This is a genomic window from Nesterenkonia alkaliphila, from assembly GCF_009758175.1.
Lineage (GTDB): Bacteria > Actinomycetota > Actinomycetes > Actinomycetales > Micrococcaceae > Nesterenkonia > Nesterenkonia alkaliphila.
The window spans coordinates 45,825-63,891 of sequence record NZ_WRPM01000007.1 but is presented as its reverse complement, the minus strand read 5'-3'; the positions used below and the strand labels follow the sequence as shown (position 1 = coordinate 63,891).

13 protein-coding genes are annotated in these 18,067 nt (G+C 63.9%); 6 read left to right on the top strand and 7 right to left on the bottom strand.

Features of this window, described 5'->3' with window-relative positions; translation table 11 throughout:
- Nucleotides 1-74: 74 nt before the first annotated feature.
- Nucleotides 75-1,493: a hypothetical protein gene (locus GNZ21_RS01050; protein ID WP_157320543.1), complete on the bottom strand. Its 1,419-nt coding sequence runs from the start codon at nucleotides 1,491-1,493 to the stop codon at nucleotides 75-77.
- 18 nt (nucleotides 1,494-1,511) lie between these two features.
- The gene (locus GNZ21_RS01045) at nucleotides 1,512-2,492 is read right to left on the bottom strand and encodes an acyl-CoA thioesterase (protein ID WP_157320541.1); all 981 of its coding nucleotides are present in this window, start codon (nucleotides 2,490-2,492) and stop codon (nucleotides 1,512-1,514) included.
- A 235-nt stretch (nucleotides 2,493-2,727) separates the two neighbouring features.
- Here GNZ21_RS01045 and GNZ21_RS01040 point away from each other — a divergent pair, with 235 nt between their 5' ends.
- Nucleotides 2,728-6,018: a beta-phosphoglucomutase family hydrolase gene (locus GNZ21_RS01040; RefSeq protein WP_157320539.1), complete on the top strand. Its 3,291-nt coding sequence runs from the start codon at nucleotides 2,728-2,730 to the stop codon at nucleotides 6,016-6,018.
- 33 nt (nucleotides 6,019-6,051) lie between these two features.
- On the opposite strand, the gene GNZ21_RS01035 is transcribed toward GNZ21_RS01040, so the two are convergent.
- Nucleotides 6,052-6,909: a BglII/BstYI family type II restriction endonuclease gene (locus GNZ21_RS01035; RefSeq protein ID WP_157320537.1), complete on the bottom strand. Its 858-nt coding sequence runs from the start codon at nucleotides 6,907-6,909 to the stop codon at nucleotides 6,052-6,054.
- 194 nt (nucleotides 6,910-7,103) lie between these two features.
- On the opposite strand from GNZ21_RS01035, the gene GNZ21_RS01030 reads away from it, so the two are divergent.
- Nucleotides 7,104-7,964 (top strand): MT-A70 family methyltransferase, encoded by an 861-nt coding sequence (locus GNZ21_RS01030; RefSeq protein WP_157320535.1) that lies wholly within the window; start codon nucleotides 7,104-7,106, stop codon nucleotides 7,962-7,964.
- A gap of 64 nt (nucleotides 7,965-8,028) precedes the next feature.
- Here GNZ21_RS01030 and GNZ21_RS01025 read toward each other — a convergent pair whose 3' ends face one another.
- Together GNZ21_RS01025 and GNZ21_RS01020 are read right to left on the bottom strand one after the other, a co-directional pair.
- Nucleotides 8,029-8,859 (bottom strand): SWIM zinc finger family protein, encoded by an 831-nt coding sequence (locus GNZ21_RS01025; RefSeq protein WP_188503596.1) that lies wholly within the window; start codon nucleotides 8,857-8,859, stop codon nucleotides 8,029-8,031.
- The gene (locus tag GNZ21_RS01020) at nucleotides 8,852-11,857 is read right to left on the bottom strand and encodes a DEAD/DEAH box helicase (protein WP_229659466.1); all 3,006 of its coding nucleotides are present in this window, start codon (nucleotides 11,855-11,857) and stop codon (nucleotides 8,852-8,854) included. Before GNZ21_RS01020 ends, GNZ21_RS01025 begins: the two co-directional genes overlap by 8 nt.
- Before the next feature lie 207 nt (nucleotides 11,858-12,064).
- Here GNZ21_RS01020 and GNZ21_RS01015 point away from each other — a divergent pair, with 207 nt between their 5' ends.
- Complete coding sequence (locus tag GNZ21_RS01015; RefSeq protein WP_157320531.1) at nucleotides 12,065-13,318, top strand: UPF0158 family protein; 1,254 nt, start codon at nucleotides 12,065-12,067, stop codon at nucleotides 13,316-13,318.
- 36 nt (nucleotides 13,319-13,354) lie between these two features.
- On the opposite strand, the gene GNZ21_RS01010 is transcribed toward GNZ21_RS01015, so the two are convergent.
- A complete protein-coding gene (locus GNZ21_RS01010) occupies nucleotides 13,355-14,635 on the bottom strand; it encodes an ATP-binding protein (RefSeq protein WP_157320529.1) in 1,281 nt (426 codons plus the stop codon).
- A gap of 216 nt (nucleotides 14,636-14,851) precedes the next feature.
- Between GNZ21_RS01010 and GNZ21_RS01005 the strand changes: the two genes are divergently transcribed.
- From GNZ21_RS01005 to GNZ21_RS00995, 3 genes are read left to right on the top strand one after another with little or no spacing between them, the layout of a single operon-like run.
- On the top strand, nucleotides 14,852-15,133 hold the full coding sequence (locus GNZ21_RS01005) for a type II toxin-antitoxin system RelE/ParE family toxin (protein ID WP_188503595.1): 282 nt from the start codon (nucleotides 14,852-14,854) through the stop codon (nucleotides 15,131-15,133).
- 16 nt (nucleotides 15,134-15,149) lie between these two features.
- Nucleotides 15,150-15,443, top strand: coding sequence for a HigA family addiction module antitoxin (locus GNZ21_RS01000; RefSeq protein WP_229659465.1), 294 nt, complete (start codon nucleotides 15,150-15,152; stop codon nucleotides 15,441-15,443).
- A 21-nt stretch (nucleotides 15,444-15,464) separates the two neighbouring features.
- The gene (locus tag GNZ21_RS00995; protein WP_157320525.1) at nucleotides 15,465-16,727 is read left to right on the top strand and encodes a plasmid pRiA4b ORF-3 family protein; all 1,263 of its coding nucleotides are present in this window, start codon (nucleotides 15,465-15,467) and stop codon (nucleotides 16,725-16,727) included.
- Here GNZ21_RS00995 and GNZ21_RS00990 read toward each other — a convergent pair.
- The gene (locus GNZ21_RS00990) at nucleotides 16,702-17,685 is read right to left on the bottom strand and encodes an NADP-dependent oxidoreductase (protein WP_157320523.1); all 984 of its coding nucleotides are present in this window, start codon (nucleotides 17,683-17,685) and stop codon (nucleotides 16,702-16,704) included. The two genes, GNZ21_RS00995 and GNZ21_RS00990, sit on opposite strands and share 26 nt — an antisense overlap.
- Nucleotides 17,686-18,067: the final 382 nt, after the last annotated feature.

Here is an 18,067-nt window from a genome sequence, read left to right as displayed (position 1 = left end):
TTCCCGGACAAACAGCTACGCTCGTGGGTTCGGTGAGACTCAACCTGGATGAGCCCCAAGGATCACAGCGGAATCTACTGGTGGGACTCGGGCCGCTGCTGGCCGGGTTCGCCGGGCCGCTGGCCGAACTGGCCGGGCTCGTCCGGCTGCGGTTGCTGGCCGGGTTCGCCAGGCTGCTGGCCGAACTGCCCAGGCTGGCCCTGCTGGCCCGGCTGCTGGTACTGGCCGGGTGACCACGGCTGGCCGCCCTGAGCGGACTCCGCCGAGGGCGCCTGTTGGGCGGACTCTGCCGAGGGGGCGGTGGACTGCTGATAGGACTCAGCCGAAGGCTGCTGGTAAGGCTGGTGCTGTGCCGGGGCACCAGGAGCACCAGGAGCACCAGGCTCAGGTGAGGAGAGATGCGGTGCCCCTGCCCCGTACTGCTGAGCAGGCGGCGTCGTACCCTGCTGGCCCCCGTACTGGGTGCCGTACTGGGGCTGCTGCGGTGGCTGGCCAGGCTGCTGATAGCCCTGGTACTGCGGCTGCTGGCCGTACTGCTGGGGCTGCGGCTGGTACTGGCCATAGGGTTGGCTGCTGTTGCCGCCCTGGCCGGAGCGTTTGGCCTTCTTGCGGCGCGAGGAGCCCATCACGATGCCGATGATCAGCAGCACCAGGCCCACCAGGGCCAGGAAGCCGCCCACCAGAAATATGCCGACGCCGCCCAGGATCCCACCGAGGAACCCGCCCATATCGCCGCCCTCGGTCAGGATTACGGTGATCTCACCGGTGGCCGGCGGGGTATCGATGGAGTATTCACCGGACTCCTCCGGGGTGAAGGTCCAGACTGATTCGGCGATAGTGCCGCCCTGCTCCGCCGTGGCCTCCACCTGGGCCCAGTTGGCGATCTCCTGCTCCCCGGAGGGTGAGATGATGTTGGGCCCACCTTCGAAGGTGCCGCCGCCGCCCCGGGGGTAGGCGCCGAAGAACGTGTAGGAACTGCCGGAGTCCAGATCAGCGGTGAAGGAGCCACCGGCCTCGGTATGGCCGATCGCGTCCGGGCCTGGATTGCCGCTACTGTCGAGGACATCAGTGGGCAGCACACGCCAGAACAGCAGGCCGCCGACTACCAGCAGAACGATGCCGGCCAACAGGCTGATCGCGCCCAGCACAGTGAGGACAGTAGGGGCCTTGCCCTTCTTGGCCTTGGCCGGTGCTGCGCTCTGGCTGCCACGGGCAAGATAGTCAGGCTGCTGGTAGGGCTGGTGACCCGGCTGCTGCGGGTACCCGGGCTGCTGGCCCTGCTGGTATCCACCCTGCTGCGGATAGCTGTGCTGGGAGGCCTGCTGGTACGGCTGGCCGGGACCCCCACCCTGGCCAGCGGACTCAGCATGCGGTGCGCCATGGGGGTACTGCCACTGCGGTGCACCCTGCGCAGGGGCTCCCGGAGCGGACTGACTGGGCGGCCGGTTATACGAGTTTCCGTTCGGGTCCTGCTGACCTGGCTGATCGCTCATAGCCACTAAACTACCTGACTACTGGCCGACTGTCTCCATGTCCACTACGCCTTCGTTAGGCCCTGTGTAGGGCGAAGGAGTCAGCAGAGTGGCATTGCGAAGGTCCCTGATCCGGCGGGCCTTCTCGGCGACTTCGTGGTCCTCCTCGCTGATCGGCTCCCAGCGCACAATCCGCCGGGCGGCCCCGGTGCCGTCTGGGGAGACCATCACCGGCAGCCCGTAAGCCACCACTTCTGGGTGGCGCTCCCAGCGGTCTCCGGCACGCACCCGGACCAGCACGTGCATGGACTTGGAGCCGGTGAGCACCAGCCTGGCGTCCACCTCCACCAGATCTCCGATGGTGATGGGGCGGTAGAACCGTACACCCCCAGACAGCACAGTGAGCACGTCATAGCCGCAGTAGCGCTCCGCGCAGATCTCAGCGGCCTGATCGATCCACTTCATCACCGCCCCGCCGCGGATCCGCCCGTCGGGGTAGCGCTCATCGGTCTGCACCAGGAAGCGTAGGGTCAGCGCCTCGGAGGAGCCGAAGGATTCCGGCAGGGACTGGATGGTCTCCTCGACCTGTTTGCGGTAGTCCATCCGGCGGGCGGCATCCACATCCCGGCGGGCCTGCAGCTCGGTCTTGGGCTCAAAGGGCAGCACCTCCATCGGTTCACCATCAGCCCCGATGGCCACATAGATCATGAAGCACTCAGTGCAGGTCTGCCAGCCGCCCTCCTCCTTCTGGATGAGCACCCGGGTCTGCACATGCACACTGGTGCGCCCGGTGTGCACCACCCGGGCCTGCACGGTGACCGGGGTCTCGCGCGGCACCGGCACGGTGAAGTGCATATTGCCCACATAGGCGGTCACACACTGTGCCCGGGACCAGCTGGCGGCGCAGGCATAGGCGGTCTTATCGATCCAGTCGACGACGACGCCGGCGGCCACTGTAGATTCCCGTGAGGTACCGGTGACCTCACGGAAGGTCAGTTCAACACTGGAGCGGCGCGGCATGTACTCAGACTACCGGGCTGGTGGACCATTAGGTGTGAAGGCCAGAGCCGCTGCACGCGCCCCGAGAGGAACCACGACCTGTGGAACTGTGCGGCATGACACACAACCGAAAACCTCGATTCTTTATGGTGATGACAGCTGCCCGGCCTACTATGGAGCGGCATGCACAGCGACATGTCGCCTATTTGACCTGACCACCCGAAGTCCTCGACCCAGCGAAGACCGTGAGGTAGCAATGCATCCCTTCGAAAACCCCTTCCGCCACAGTGCCGAGGCCAAGCGGCACGCTCTGCGCCACTTCCGCGCCGTGCTCTTCGACATGGACGGGGTGGTCACTGACACCGCCAGCGTGCACTCCACCGCCTGGAAGGAGCTGTTCGACGCCGCCCTGACTGAAATCGCCGGGGCGCCGCAGCCGGAGTTCACCCGGGAGGACTACCTCAACTATGTAGACGGCCGCCCCCGGGAGGAGGGGGTGCGCGCCATGCTGCGCGCTCGCGGGCTACAGGTTCCGGAGGGGCAGCTGGGCGACGGGCCCGAGCAGCTGACCATCTACGGTCTGGCCGCCCGCAAACAGGGGTACTTCGAGGCGGTGCTGAACCGGGACGGCGTCGAAGTTTTCCCCACCACCGTGGAGCTGATGAGCCAGCTGCGCGCCGACGGGATTCCCACCGCCCTGGTGACCTCCTCGCGCAATGGCCGTGAGGTGCTGCGCCGGGCTGACCTGCTGGAGGCTTTCGACGTCATAGTCGACGGTACCGATGCGCTGCAGCTGAACCTGCCGGGCAAGCCGGACCCGGCGATGTTCCTGCACGCCTCCGCCCAGCTGGAGGTGGAGCCGCAGGATGCGATCGTCATTGAGGATGCGGTCTCCGGGGTCCAGGCCGGCCGGGCCGGGGACTTCGGCATGGTGGTGGGGCTGAACCGGGGGGACGATCCGCGCCGGCTGAAGGAGGGCGGGGCCGATATTGTGGTCACCGATCTTTCGGTGGCCCGTCTGCACACCCGCACCACCCGCCCATATGACCCCAACTGGGTACTCAGCTATGACTCCTTCGAGCCGCTTCAGGAGCCCACCCGTGAGGTGCTCTGTCATATGGCCAACGGGTACTGGGGCACTCGGGCCAATTATCCGGGCACCTCTGCTGATGCCACGCACTACCCGGGCAACTACATCGCCGGGGTCTTCAACCGGCTGAACACCGACATCATGGGCAAGACCGTGGAGACCGAGCATATGGTCAACATCCCGGACTGGACCTATGTGCAGATCACCCCGGAGGCCGGCAACCCGCTGCTGCCCGGCTCCCCGGAGCTGATCGACTACTACCAGGAGCTGGATATGCGCCGCGGGCTGGTCACCCGGATAGCCCGCTACCAGGACCTGCACGGGCGGCGCACCAAGGTCACCTTCCGGCAGTTCCAGACCCTGGCCGGGGTGCACCTGGCGGCCATGGAGGTCAAGATCGAGGCGGAGAACTGGTCTGGCAACGTCAATGTCCGGTCGATGATCGAGGGCCGGGTGGCCAACCGGAATGTGGCTGCAGACCGTAAGTTGGCCGGCAACCACCTGGAGCCGGTGGACTCCCGGGAGGTCGATGGTGAGACCGTGCTGCTGGAGACCCAGACCAACCAGTCCAAAGTGCAAATCGCAGTGGCCACCCGCACCCGGGTGATGACACAGAGCGCCCCGATGCGCCGCCCGGTGATGGAATCGGATCTGGTGGCCGGTCATGACATCTCACTGCACCTGGCACAGGGGGAGCCGGTGATCCTGGAGAAGATCGCGGCGGCGTCGAACTCTCATGACCATGCCATCTCCACGGTGTGGCACAACGCGGTGAAGCGGGTGCAGCGGGCCACCGGCTTCCGCCAGATGCTCACCTACCACGAGGAGATGTGGGGAGCGATCTGGCACCGGTTCGCCGTCTCCATCGGGCCGGGCCACTCCCGCCAGCAGCTGGCGCTGAACCTGCACACCTTCCATGTGCTGCAGACCGCTTTCGGCGCCCGGCGCGACCTGGACGCCTCACTGCCGGCCCGTGGGCTCTCCGGGGAGGGCTACCGGGGCCACCTGTTCTGGGATGAGCTGTTCATGTACCCGATGCTCACCCTGCGCCGCCCGGAGCTGACCCGCGGGATCCTGATGTACCGGTTCCGCCGGCTGGGCGAGGCCCGTGCTGCAGCGCGCGCGGAGGGCTACGCCGGGGCGATGTTCCCCTGGCAGGCCGGTTCTGACGGTCGGGAGGAGACACCGTCTGAGCTGTGGAACCCGCGGTCCCAGATGTGGATGCCGGATAATTCGCACCGGCAGCGGCATGTCTCCCTGGCCATCGCGTACTCGGTGCTGCAGTACTTTGAGGCCACGCAGGACTACACGTTCCTCTCCGACTACGGGGCGGAGATGCTGGTGGAGATCAGCCGCTTCTTCGTGTCCATGACTCGGTATGACGCCGCAGCGGAGAGGTACCACATTGAGGGGGTGATGGGCCCAGATGAGTACCACGACGGCTACCCGGAGACCCCCGGCTCGGGTCTGAGGAACAACGCCTACACCAATGTGCTCACCTCCTGGATGCTGCGCCACACGGCTCGTCTGGTGCGCGAGCTGGACTCCCGGGACGACCCGCTGAGTGAGTGGCTGGACATCTTCGAGGACGAGCTGGACCACTGGGAGCATATCTCCGCCCGGCTGCAGGTGCCCTTCCACAAGGACGGGATCATCAGCCAGTTCGAGGGCTACGAGGATCTGCTGGAGTTCGACTGGGAGGGCTATAAGGCCAAGTACGGCAATATCGGCCGACTGGACCTGATCCTGCAGGCCGAGGGCGATGCCACCAACCGGTACAAGCTCTCCAAACAGGCCGATGTGCTCATGCTCTGCTACCTCTTCAGCTCCGAGGAGCTGTTCGAGACCCTGGCACATATGGGCTATGAGATCACCGAGGAGGACTTCAGCCGCACCATCGAGTACTACCTGGCGCGGTCCTCGCACGGCTCCACGCTCTCGCGGGTGGTGCACGGCTGGGTGGCGGCCCGCTATGACCGTGCCGGCTCCTGGAACCTGTTCAAGGAAGCCCTGGAGGCTGACCTCTCCGACACCCAGGGCGGGACTACGCGTGAGGGCATCCATCTGGGTGCGATGGCCGGGACGGTGGATATGGTGCTGCGCTGCTACGGCGGAGTGGAGACCCGGGCCGACGCCCTCTGGCTGCACCCGCTGCTGCCGGATGAGGTGCCTGAGGTGACCTTCCGGATGCGGTACCGCAACCAGCCCATCCTGGTGCGGATCAACCACAACCACGTCACCCTGAACCTCTCTGAGGGCTCGGCGAAGCCCATTGATGTCAACGTGGAGGGCAAGCACAAGCTGATGGAGCCCGGGGAGGTCTGGACGGTGAGGCTGGAGCACCATGCCCGGGCGCATGAACGCCCCCGTGCTGCTACGGCCGCCCGGGAGAACGTGGAGGAGGCCAACGACGCCGCCCAACCCCAGTTGGAGCCCCGGACTACCCCTTCTGCCTGAGAGCGGAGCTTTGGGGGCTCTCCCAGCTTGAGTTCAGTCGCTATCTCCCTCAGAACTGAACTCAACACCAACAACCCCAGTGCCCTGGTTCAGGTCGGCTATGCCGGAGACCCTGAGCCGATCAGCAATCCGTTGCGCTTCGTCTTCCACGCTGTCAGGTACCGCGAACATGGACCATGGAATGCCGATGCCCAGGATCGGGCAGCCCCGACCATCTCCGCGAGCCACTCTGTTCTTCAACTGCACGAAGTTGGCTGTAGTTGACGTCCCGTATGGGTCTTTGGCCAGCCTCTTAATCCGTCTGTTCCACTCCTCAAATTCTTCTCCAAGCTGGAGCGCTTTCAGCCGTTCGATGAGGACACGACTCTCACTCCTGAATTCATCCCCACCATCGCGAACAAGCAAAACTCCTGCATCGATGACGCCGCCCTCGTATAGGGAGACATAGTTGCCAAAATCTCTATCGAGGTTCCCATCCTTGGGGTTCCATTCAACATCGACGACTGCACGGTCTTTGACGTTGTCCACCCAATGCCCGCCATAGTTGTTGGTGGACTCACGCACCTGCGACTCACGTAGCTCAGGGGATTCTGCGTCTTTCCAGCCTTTCAAGGTCAGCCTCGTGGTGAGATCCTGTTCAAACTTGGCCTCTCGCCACCCTCTTCGCCGAAAAGAATCGTCGAGCTCTTTGGGGATCGGCCCCTTATTACCTCCCGGTTGCGCCAGTTTCTCCAATGTCAACTCGAAGTTTTCAAGTACTGACACAAGGTCGCCGAAGGCCTCCGGAGAGGTGTAGCGCAGGATTCGGGCCGCATTGCGCGTTTCCGCGAAGAGGTACTTCTCCTGCACACTCTCGGGAAACATCTCTTTCCAGCTCTCCGTCAGCTCCATATGTGTATCTCATCACATGTGAGACCGGAAGGTCGCGCGGGTACAGACCGGGTGACTGTCGAGCAACTGGAAACTGGGCATGTCTGACCCACCTGATAGAAAAGATCCGTATAGCGTTAGATCTAAAGATCCGCACAGACAGATACGAGTGTCCAGGGAGCAGCCCAGGACCAACGGGAAAGAAGGAACACACCATGTCTGCAGAACCAGTAGCACCCACAGCGGAACCATGTGAAACGCGCACGGAGTTCAAGAGCGCGGTCGCCCCCGTACAACCGCTGCGTCCCGAAGACGATGTTGCTCCACTCCCCCAGATCGCTGGTGGGTTCCAGACCGTGATGGCTGACCCGCCGTGGCGTTTTCAGAACCGCACCGGAAAAGTAGCTCCGGAGCACCGCCGTCTGGACAGGTACTCCACCATGACGCTGGAGAACATCTGTGACCTTGATGTAGACAGTGTCACCGCAAACAACGCTCATCTCTATCTCTGGGTACCCAATGCGCTACTGCCGGAGGGACTCAAAGTGATGGAAAACTGGGGGTTTCGGTACGTCAGCAATGTCATCTGGGCCAAACGACGCAAAGACGGCGGGCCCGATGGGCGAGGAGTCGGCTTTTACTTCCGCAACGTCACAGAGATCCTCCTCTTCGGAGTCAAGGGAAGCATGCGCACACTTCCACCAGCTCGCTCTCAAGTCAACATGATTGAGACACGTAAGAGAGAACACTCACGTAAGCCCGACGAGCAGTATGACTTCATCGAGCGGTGCTCCCCTGGCCCGTACCTAGAGCTCTTTGCCCGTTATCCGCGCGCGAACTGGACGGTGTGGGGAAACGAGGCCTCTGAGAAGGTGCAGCCGCGAGGCAAGGTCTACAAGGGGTATCAGGGCGGTGTCATCGAAAGCAACGTGGCATGGCTCTACCAGCAGGAAAACAAGAGCATCCGAGAAATCTCAGATGAGACAGGTCTTTCAATCCGGAAAGTCAACCAGAGCTTGGATGATGCGGGAGTGGAGAAGCGTAGGCCTGGCCGCCCCAAAGCACGCGTGAGCTAAGACGGCAGAATCCTCTACCAATTCGGGCAAAATAGCATCCCATGTGGGTCGGAAATGCTCCCCATCAGCTCCTTGACTCGAGCTCCTGGTAGTGGGCTCGGAGCAGCTCGGTAAGGCTCCGGCCGCGTACTACCACGCCCGGTTCAGGCAGTTGGTCCAGCAGCGCATCCGGGGCGGAACTGTATCCGGTCCGCTGCGGGAGCTCCGCCTGCAGGGAGTAGAAGCTCTCCAGGCTCTGCTCCAGCGGGGGGCCGGAATGCTCGGCGATATCGGCGGCGGGGGTTCCGCTGTCCCGGGCGGCCCGAAGGTTGATCAGCAGGTCCTCTCGCTCCCGGCCGCGCCAGGCCAGGATCGCGAAAGGGTCTTCGTCAAAGGATTCCGCCAGCAGGTAGAACACCGCAGCCAGGTGTTTGCAGGGCACCTCCCAGTCCGGGCAGGTGCAGTCCAGGCTGAGGTCCTGGGCATCGGCGGGAAACAGTGAGAGGCCGGCGGCGGTGAAGACCTCTTCCACATCCTCAGGCATCTCCCCGGCCAGCAGCTTGGCCAGGTACCAGGCGTTGGCCGCCAGCTCTCGCTCCAGCTCGGCCCACTGCGCCTTGCCGTAGGTCTGCAGACCGATGCGTACCCGGTAGGGCTTCTTGCGGCTGCCCTGCACCTGGGCAGAGACCGCACCGGGTTCAACCGCTAAGGAGATGACCTGGCCCTTGCGGGCATAGGTCCGTCCCCGCTGCAGGCGGGTGCCCACTCCGATGCTCTCCAGCACGTGGAGGAACCGTTGCGACCACCAGGACGTGCCGATCGCGCCCCGGGCGCTGCGGACCTTCAGACCGTCTATGACTTCCCGCGGCTTTGAGGGCGGCGGGAATCCTGAGTTCCAGCGGGAGCTCCTACTCACCGATCGCTCCTTCGGAGAGGGTGAAGAGATCTCGCAGGTCAGCGGTGGACAGCTCGGTCAGCCAGCCTTCTCCGTCGCTGACGACCATATTGGCCAGTGCTTTCTTCTGCTCGATCATGTCGTCGATCTTCTCCTCCAGGGTGCCGGTGCAGATCAGCTTATGCACCTGCACGCTGCGCTTCTGCCCGATCCGGAAAGCACGGTCGGTGGCCTGATTCTCCACTGCGGGGTTCCACCACCGGTCCAGGTGGATGACATGGTTGGCCGCGGTGAGGTTCAGTCCGGTGCCCCCGGCTTTCAGAGAGAGCAGGAAGACCGGCGGCCCCTCACCTGACTGGAACTCGGCGACCATCTCATCCCGGCGGGCCTTGGGGGTGCCTCCGTGCAGATAGGCGACATCAGTGTTGAACCTTGTTGCCAGATGCGGCAGCAGCATCTGAGCGAACTCGGTGTATTGGGTAAAGCACAGCACCCGGTCCCCTTCGGCGAGGATCTCCTCCAGCATCTCCTCCAGCCGCTGGATCTTGCCGGAGCGCTCCCCAAGCGGAGAGCGGTCGTGGAGGAGCTGGGCCGGATGGTTGCAGACCTGCTTGAGCTTGGCCATAGCGGCCAATACGTTGCCCCGCCGTTCAATGCCGGTGCTGTCTTCGATCTTCTGCATCATGTCGCTGACCACCGACTGGTAGAGCGTGGCCTGCTCGGCGGTGAGCCTGCAGTACTGTTTGGTCTCGATCTTCTCCGGCAGGTCATCGATGATGCTCGAGTCTGTCTTCAGCCTGCGGAGCACATAGGGCCGGGTGATGGCACGCAGCCGGCGGGCGGCGTCGTCGTCCCCGTACCGCTCCACCGGAATGCCGTAGCGGCTGCGGAAGAGCTCCTGGGAGCCCAGCATCCCTGGGTTCAGGAACTCCATGATCGACCACAGTTCGGACAGCCGGTTCTCCACCGGGGTGCCGGTCAGCGCCACCCGATGCTCAGCCTTCAGGCAGCGAACAGCTTTGGCCGTGCGGGACTGGCTGTTCTTGATGGCCTGGGCCTCATCCAGAACCACCCTGGACCACTGGATATCAGTCAAGTCCTCGATGTCGCGCAGCGCGGTGCCGTAGGTGGTGACCAGAAGGTCGGTGCTCTCCAGCTGTTCGGCCAGCTCCTCCCCGCGGGGGCGGTCGGAGCCGTGGTGGGCCTGCACTCTCAGGTGCGGGGCGAAGCGGGCGGCCTCCCGCTGCCAGTTCCCCACCAGGGACATCGGGCACAGCAGCAGGGTGGGGCCGCTCTTGGGCCGGCTCTCGCGGTCGTTGAGTTCCAGGGAGAGCAGCTGGATGGTTTTGCCCAGTCCCATGTCATCGGCCAGACAGGCACCCAGTCCCAGCGAGGAGAGAAATACCAGCCAGGAGAGCCCGCGCTGCTGGTACGGTCTCAGCTGAGCCTGCAGGCCTGCCGGCTGGTCCACCGGCGTGATGGCCTCAGCGGCTCTGCCCTGCAGGAAGGCACCGAGCCAGCCCTCTGCCTCCATGGCGGTGACATCCATGGGCGTGTCCAGGTCTTCGGGATGGGCGGCGGCCAGTGTCAGGACCTCCCCGAGGGACTTCCGGCCTGAACCCTGGGACTTCAAGAACTCCAGGCCGCGCTGCAGCTGCTGAGGATCGGCATGGACCCACTGGCCGCGCAGGCGCACCAATGGAGCTTTGGCCTCAGCCAGCGCGGCGAGTTCCTCCTCGGTGAGTTCCTCTTCCCCGACGGCGAGCCTCCATTGGAACTCACAGAGCTGGTCGCGGCCGAAGGCTGGGTCTTTGTCCACGGCCGTGTCAGTGGGTGTGGAGACCGAGAGCTTGAGCCCCAGCTTCTTCCGCTGGTCCCACCAGCTGGGCAGCAGCACACCGAACCCGGCCTCAGCGAGCTTGGGGGCGGCATGTTCCAAAAAGTCGTAGGCACCCGCGGTGTCAAGATCCAGACCCACCGGCCGGGCGTTGCGCAGCCCCTGAGCAATGTGTGGATAGATGCTGCTTGCCCGTCCAAGCTCCTGCAGGAGAATCTCCTGCGGCGCTCTCAGCCACCGGTTCAGGGAACCGTCATCGGCCCAGACGTGTTCTGCCGGAACCAGGAGGCTGGCATCTGCGGTGGACTGCAGGAGGAAATCTACCCTCCAGGAGGAGTGCTCCTGGGAAGGGTCTGCAGTCCCCTCAGCGGACTCCAGACCTTCTCCCTGCTCGACTTCCGGCAAGACCTCGGAGAGCCGGAAAGTGGCCTGTGCCGGGGTGACCTGTCCCCGGTTGGGGTATTCCCAGGCGCTCAGCTTTTGCTGCAGGTCGGTGAGTTCTTCAGGGGCGGCAGTGATCCAGGGATCCTGGCTGGTCAGCGCGGCAAGCCACAATTCAGCCGCTGGGAGCTGCTTGGGCCGGCGGCCGCGGCGGGGTGGTACCAGACTCTTGTCACCGAGCTGGTCCCGGACGGCAACATCTGTCAGTGTCTGCACGGCGTCGAAGAACAGCCGCTCCGGATCCTCCAGGTCAGGCTGAGCGCGGCATACTGGCGGCATTGCGCTGATCAAGGCATGTGCGTGCAGCGCTTCACGCCCGTGCAGATGGGGACGCCACAATGCCCGCCATTCCTGTCCCTGGCGTTCAATCCCCGGGATAACCCGGCCGTTCTGGGCAAGATCGACGGCCCATTCCGCCACCTCCTGGAGGTAGTGGAGGCTCTCACCTTCACGGTAGCTGGTTCCGCTGCTGGAGGCGGTCAGCCAGGCCAGGGCCGCGGGAGTATCCACGCTGAGGACCGGCACCGTCCACTGCAGCAGGTGGGGGTCACGCTGCAGGGCACGCCTAGGGGTCACGCGCACTACTTCGGGGGAGTCCAGGGGTGATTTTGCAGTGGAGGGAAGCTGGAGCACCGCCTGAGCCGGCGCTGCCGGTACACCGATCAGTTCTGAGAGTTTCTCTGCCGAGGCGGCGAAGGGGTGTGGGCGCGCGGACCGCAGAGCCTGGCTCTTGGAAGTCACAGGGAGTTCAGAGTCTTCCGCCCACAGGCAGAGATGCCGCTGCGGATCCCAGAAGCCGTGCACCACCAGCATCCTGTGCGCCCCTCCATTCCTCGCTGCGCAGGTCGAGAACCCTCATACCCTACCGGAGGCGGAAGCAGCGCAGGCCAACACCGCCGGCCAGCACCTGGTCACGGACAGCCCTGGCCCCCGTGGCACTATGGGGGCATGGCGAAGAACTGGTTGTCGATCACCGTGGAGCTGCTGGGTGGGCGCGGCCAGGATCTCTGGCCCTGGCCGGGACGGATTTTTGCGGTAGGCCCCTCACACACTTTTGAGGATCTGGCCCACGCCATCAACGATGGTTTTGCCCGATGGGACCGGGCGCACCTGTCCGTGTTCACTCTGATGGACGGCCAGGTGCTCACCGATGAGAAGACTGGAAATGAGCTGGCAGGTGCTATGGCCGGACCTCTGCTCCGCCCCCTTGACTTTGCTAGGACGAAGGTCGCAGAAACGGTCCGCCCCGGGGATGAGTTCCAGTTCGAGTTCGACCTCGGTGACGGCTGGATGCACCGTTGCACTGTTGGTTCAGAGAAAGTCGATCCGCTGAAGACACTCGGGATCCAGCCCAAAACTCCCCTGCCGTACTGGGGGTGGGGGACTATCCCTGATCAGTACGGGCGCCGGTGGGAGGATGATGACGGGCAGGGACGCACCCCTCGCCGTCCGCGCGAGCCCCACACGATGCTCACCGGTCAGTGGCCTAACCACCGCCAGCTCCCCCAGCTTGAGGCGGAAGAACTCCGCAGCGCCGCTGCATCTTGCGACGCTGAGGCCTTCTTGGCGGCAGTCAGCGGCCGGTTGATAGACGACGCATTGCAGCAGGTGGGCCAGGGCATGCTGATGGCGATAGAACAGAAGCCTGACGACGCCGCGGACGCGACCTTTTCTGTGATCAATCGGCTCATCTTCCGGGGCTTCCCCGGAGACCAGGAGCTTGCGGACCTGCTTCTAGCCCGTCTGCGCGGCGTGCCGTTGGAGGGGGAGGCGCTGCCGGTGGATCTTGAGCTCCTCAGCTCCCTGCTGGAGGGGGACCCTGGCCTTTCCTCAGGCGCTTATGTGGACCGCCACACCGGGGAGGTCTATCCCGGCAGTCTCACCGATCCTGCAATGGTGGGCGAGGACGCTACCATCGATACCGACCAGGATCCCAGCCGGTGGCTCTGGTTGGAACACATCGACTCCCGCAAAGCCTGGGAGGATATGGCTGCTTTTGCTCGGCAGCAGGTGCACAACCTCGAACTCAAAGAACGGATGGAGAGCGCAATCGAGGGCCGTGGTGCTTTCCGGGCCTTCCGTGCGCTTCTCCGCGAAGAGGGGCTCTCCGAGGCATGGGAACTCTTCTCCGCAGACCGGAGAATCGGCCGGGCCCGGCAGTTGCTGGCCGCCGAAGGGATCACCGTCACTCACCCCGCCTGAACTGACTGGACAGTACAGTGCAGGATTATCCCGGGATTACTGCTGCCGCCCCGGTTGCCAGAGGGTGTCTAATGGCAGTGCGTGCAGATTGTCTTCGTAGCTGTAGCTCCGTGAACCGAGATAGAGCACGATTCCGCCGAGGAACCGGCTACCCGCTTTTCTGCCGAGCATGCGCAGTGCGGAGAAGTCTTTGCCGGGCACCCGGCCTGACGCCTTGACCTCGATCCCCAGCACACGCCCGTCATATGTTTCAAGGACTAAGTCCACTTCATCATGATCGTGAGTATGGAAGTGGCCCAGCTCAATGAGTTCCTCTGACCAGGTTGCCTGCTTCATCACCTCATTCACGGCGAAGGTTTCCAGCAGGTGCCCAAACTCGGTGAGCGCAGAAGGATTCCGTGCAGCGAGCTTCTGGGGCGTCAGGCCCAGTAAGTGCGCAGCAACGCCCGTGTCAACCATGTGCAGTTTGGGGTTCCGGGTGATCCGGGATCCCAGTGTGGTACCCCAGGCAGGCAACCGATGCACCAGGAACACCGCTTCCAGCAGTGTGGTGTAGCGCTCCGCGGTAGACCGGTCGAGTTTCACATCCTGGGAGACTTCACTCATGTTCACCAGCTGGCCGGTTTGGCTGGCCAGCCGGCGCAGCAGGTGAGGCAGCTGGGCTCGCTGACGTATCCGCGTCAGTTCCACCACGTCTTTGGTCACCACTAGGTTGATGAAGTCGTTGTACCAGCGCCGCCGGGCGGTCACCGAGGGAGAACGAAGAGCAACCGGAAAACCACCTGCACAGACACGCTCGGTGTACTCCTCACGAGTAGTACGCGAGGGATCACGGCTTACCAACTCAGCAGGATTCCTGAGCGCGGTCTCCAGAAAGGATTCGTGAGTTCCCGAAATCTCACCCTGGGACAGGGGATAGAGGTCCAGGGTCTGTACTCGTCCAGTCAGATAAGTTGCCACCTGCGGGAGACTGCCGTACCGGGTGGAGCCGGTGAGCAGATACTGTCCAGGGGACTGGCCCTTGTTAAGCTCCGCTTTGATCGCCGCCAGCACCTGGGGAACCCTCTGGTACTCATCGACGAGGATAGGCGGCTCCCCGCTCATGAAGTACCCAGGATCATCCTCCACCAGCTCTCGAGTCGCGAGGTCGTCCAGATCCAAGATCGAGGCTTCGAGCTGCTGTGCCAATGCCCGCAGCACAGTGCTCTTGCCTACTGTACGAGGCCCACTGATCACCAGAACGGGGGTTTCCCGAAGGCGCGCCCGGACAACTTCCTCAAGCCGCCGGGGAACCTCTGCAGTAAGTGCCGACATCATGCTCTCGCTTCCCTGTGCACAACATCGAGCCTACTCTGTGCACAATCTCGAGACAAGTTTTTGCGCATTTTCGAGGGGACTTGCCGAACACTTTCGAGGGATAACCTGAGATATGACGACGCCGCCCAGCCCCAGTTTGAGCCCGGTCGGCGTCTCTGCCCGGGCCAACAAGGCATTGCGCTAGACACTATTAGTGCGTAGCGCTATAGTATAAGCGTGATCCGGTCCTTCAAAGACCCTGTTACGGCACAGGTGTGGAAAACGGGAAAACACAGGAAACTCGACCCACGAATCCTCAAGGTCGCGGTTCGCAAGCTCGACATGATCGAGTATGCAGAGAATCTCAACGACCTGCGCATCCCACCGGCCAATCAGCTCGAAGCCCTCACTGGCGACAGAAGGGGACAGCACAGCATCCGCATTAACCAGCAATGGCGCATCTGTTTTACATGGACCCGCTCAGGGGCCGCAGATGTCGAAATCACCGACTACCACTGAGAAAGGAGCCGTACGCATGAGCCCGACCCATCACGCACACCCTGGCGAGATCCTGCTGGAGGAGTTCCTCAAGCCCATGGGCATCTCCCAGTACCGGCTTGCCAAAGACATTGGAGTGGACCCCGCGCGGATCAACGCGATCGTCCATGGCAAGCGCGGCATCACCCCCGCGACCGCAGTTCGGCTCTCCCGGTACTTCAGCATGAGTGAGCGCTTCTGGACCAACGCTCAGTCTCACTATGATCTTGAAGTGGAGAAGGCCCTCCACAGTGACCAGATCGAGGCTATCCGCCCGCTCCAAGCAGCCTAACGCCCGTGGCACCATGGGGGTATGGCAAAGAACTGGTTATCCATCACTGTGGAGCTGCTGGGTGGGCGCGGCCAGGACCTCTGGCCCTGGCCCGGACGGATCTTTGCGGTAGGCCCCTCACACACTTTTGAGGATCTGGCCCACGCCATTAATGATGGGTTCGCCCGATGGGACCGGGCGCACCTGTCCGTGTTCACTCTGGCTGATGGCCGGGTGTTCACCGATGAGGAGACAGGACGTGGGTTAGCAGGGGCTATGGCCGGGCCTCTGCTTCGCCCTCTTGACTTTGCTAGGGCCAGGGTCGCAGCAACGGTCCATCCCGGGGATGAGTTCCAGTTCGAGTTCGACCTCGGTGACGGCTGGAGGCACCGCTGCACTGTTGGTTCGGAGAAAGTCGATCCGCTAGAAACGCTCGGGATACAGCCCACAACTCCCTTACCGTACTGGGGGTGGAGGACCATTCCTGATCAGTACGGGCGTCGGTGGGAGGATGATGACGGACAGGGGCGTACCCCTCGCCGCCCGCGCGACCCCCACCCGATGCTCATCGGCCAGTGGCCTGACCACCGCCAGCTTCCCCAGCTTGATCCCACGGAACTGCGAAGCGCCACAGCAGCTGCCGACGCTGAAGCGCTCATGGCGGCAATCATCGGGCGGGAGATCGACCACGCCCTGCAGCAGGTGGGCCAGGGCATACTGATGGCGTTGGAGCAGGCGCACGACGACGCCGCGGACGCGGCATTTTCTGTGATCAACCGGCTGATCGTCCGGGGCTTCCCCGGGGACCAGGAGCTTGCGGACCTGCTTCTGGCTCATCTGCGCGGTGAGCCGTTGGAGGAGGTGCCCCCGCCTGTCGATCTTGAGCTCCTCAGCTCGCTGCTGGAGGGGGACCCCGACCTCGCCACGGGTGCGTATGTGGACCGCAACACCGGGGAGGCCTATCCCAGAAGTCTCACTGATCCCGCGTTGGTGGGCAAGGACGCCGCCATCGATATCGCCCTGGACCCCAGCCGATGGCTCTGGTTGGAACCCCTCGACTCACACGAAGGCTGGGAGGATATGGCTGCATTCGCCCGGCAGCAGATGCCCAACCTCGAACTCAGAGAACGGATAGAGAGCGCAATCGAGGGCCGCGGTGCTTTCCGGGCCTTCCGTGCACTCCTTCGCGAAGAGAGCCTCTCAATGGCGTGGGAACTCTTCTCCACGGACCGGAAACTCGGGCGGGTCCGGCAACTGCTGGCCGCCGAAGGCATCACCGTTACTTACCCCAGGCTGCGACGGTGAGTACCAGTTTGCCCGTGGTGCGCCCGGTCTCCCCGGCCTCATGGGCGCGTGCTGCTTCCGCGAGCGGGAAGGTGTCGGCGATGGTGACCTTCAGTTTGTCAGTCTCCACCAGCTCAGAGACGGCCTGCATTCCGGCCCGGTCGGCCTCGGCGAGGATGAGCTCCACCCGTACGCCGAGCTGGCGGGCCTTCTCGTAGAGGCCCTCAGCGGGCTTGGGCAGCAGGGAGACTAGGGTTCCCCCCTGCCGCAGGCACTCCAATGAGCGCAGCTGGTAGTCGCCGCCGATAGTGTCCAGAACCACGTCAACGTCTTTGACCACTTCGGTGAAGTCGGTGTGCCGGTAGTCCACCATCTCATCGGCACCCAGTCCCTGGACAAAGCCGTGCTTGCCCGCACTGGCTGTGCCGATCACATAGGCACCCCGGGCTTTGGCCACCTGGACTGCCAAGTGACCTACTCCCCCGGCGGCTGCATGGATCAGCACCCGGTCTCCTGGGCCGAGACCGGCCGTATCCACCAGGGACTGCCATGCAGTCAGTGCGGCCAGCGGGATCGCGCCGGCCTGTACATGGTTCAGGCCGGCGGGTTTGGGCACCAACGCCCGTGCCGGGGCGATCACATATTCGGCATGGGAGCCCGCCCCGTGGGGATAGCGCAGCATGCCGTAGACCTCGTCGCCTGGCTTGTGGATGGTGACCCCGAGCCCCATCTCCTCAACTGTCCCGGAGACATCCCAGCCGAGGGTGTACGGAGGGTTCCCCAGGAACCGCCGGGCCGCCCGGTGCTTCCAATCCGTGGGGTTCACCCCTGCTGCGTGTACCCGGACCAGCACCTCGCTGATGCCCGGCTGCGGCCGCGGCACCTCCACCAGCTGCAGCACCTCAGGGCCACCGAAGACCTCTTGCCGCACAGCCTTCATCAGCGGCCGCCCTACCGTCTGCTCACTGCGATCAGTCATCACCCTCCACCTCACTGTGGATCACATCTACAGCCCTCACAGTAGCTGAGGCGGCACAGCCGGCCAATACCCCACGACGCCGCCCAAGCCCAGTCGGAACCCCGTCGGTGCCGCTTCCTGGGCCAACAACGTATTGCGAGAGACACCAGGGGCATCTCCCGGTATCGGCTTGCGCCTCCCCAGCCACACTGCAGTTCGGCTCTCCCGCTATTTCGGCATGAGCGAGCGTTTCTGTAGCAACGTCCAGGCCCACTACGATCTTGAAGTGGAGAAGGCCCTCCACAGCGACGAGATCGCGGCTATGCGCCCGCTCCAAGCAACCTGGCCGGCGTACCGGGTAGCGACGGTCCGCCGGCCAGTGAGGACTCGGCTTACGGGGCGG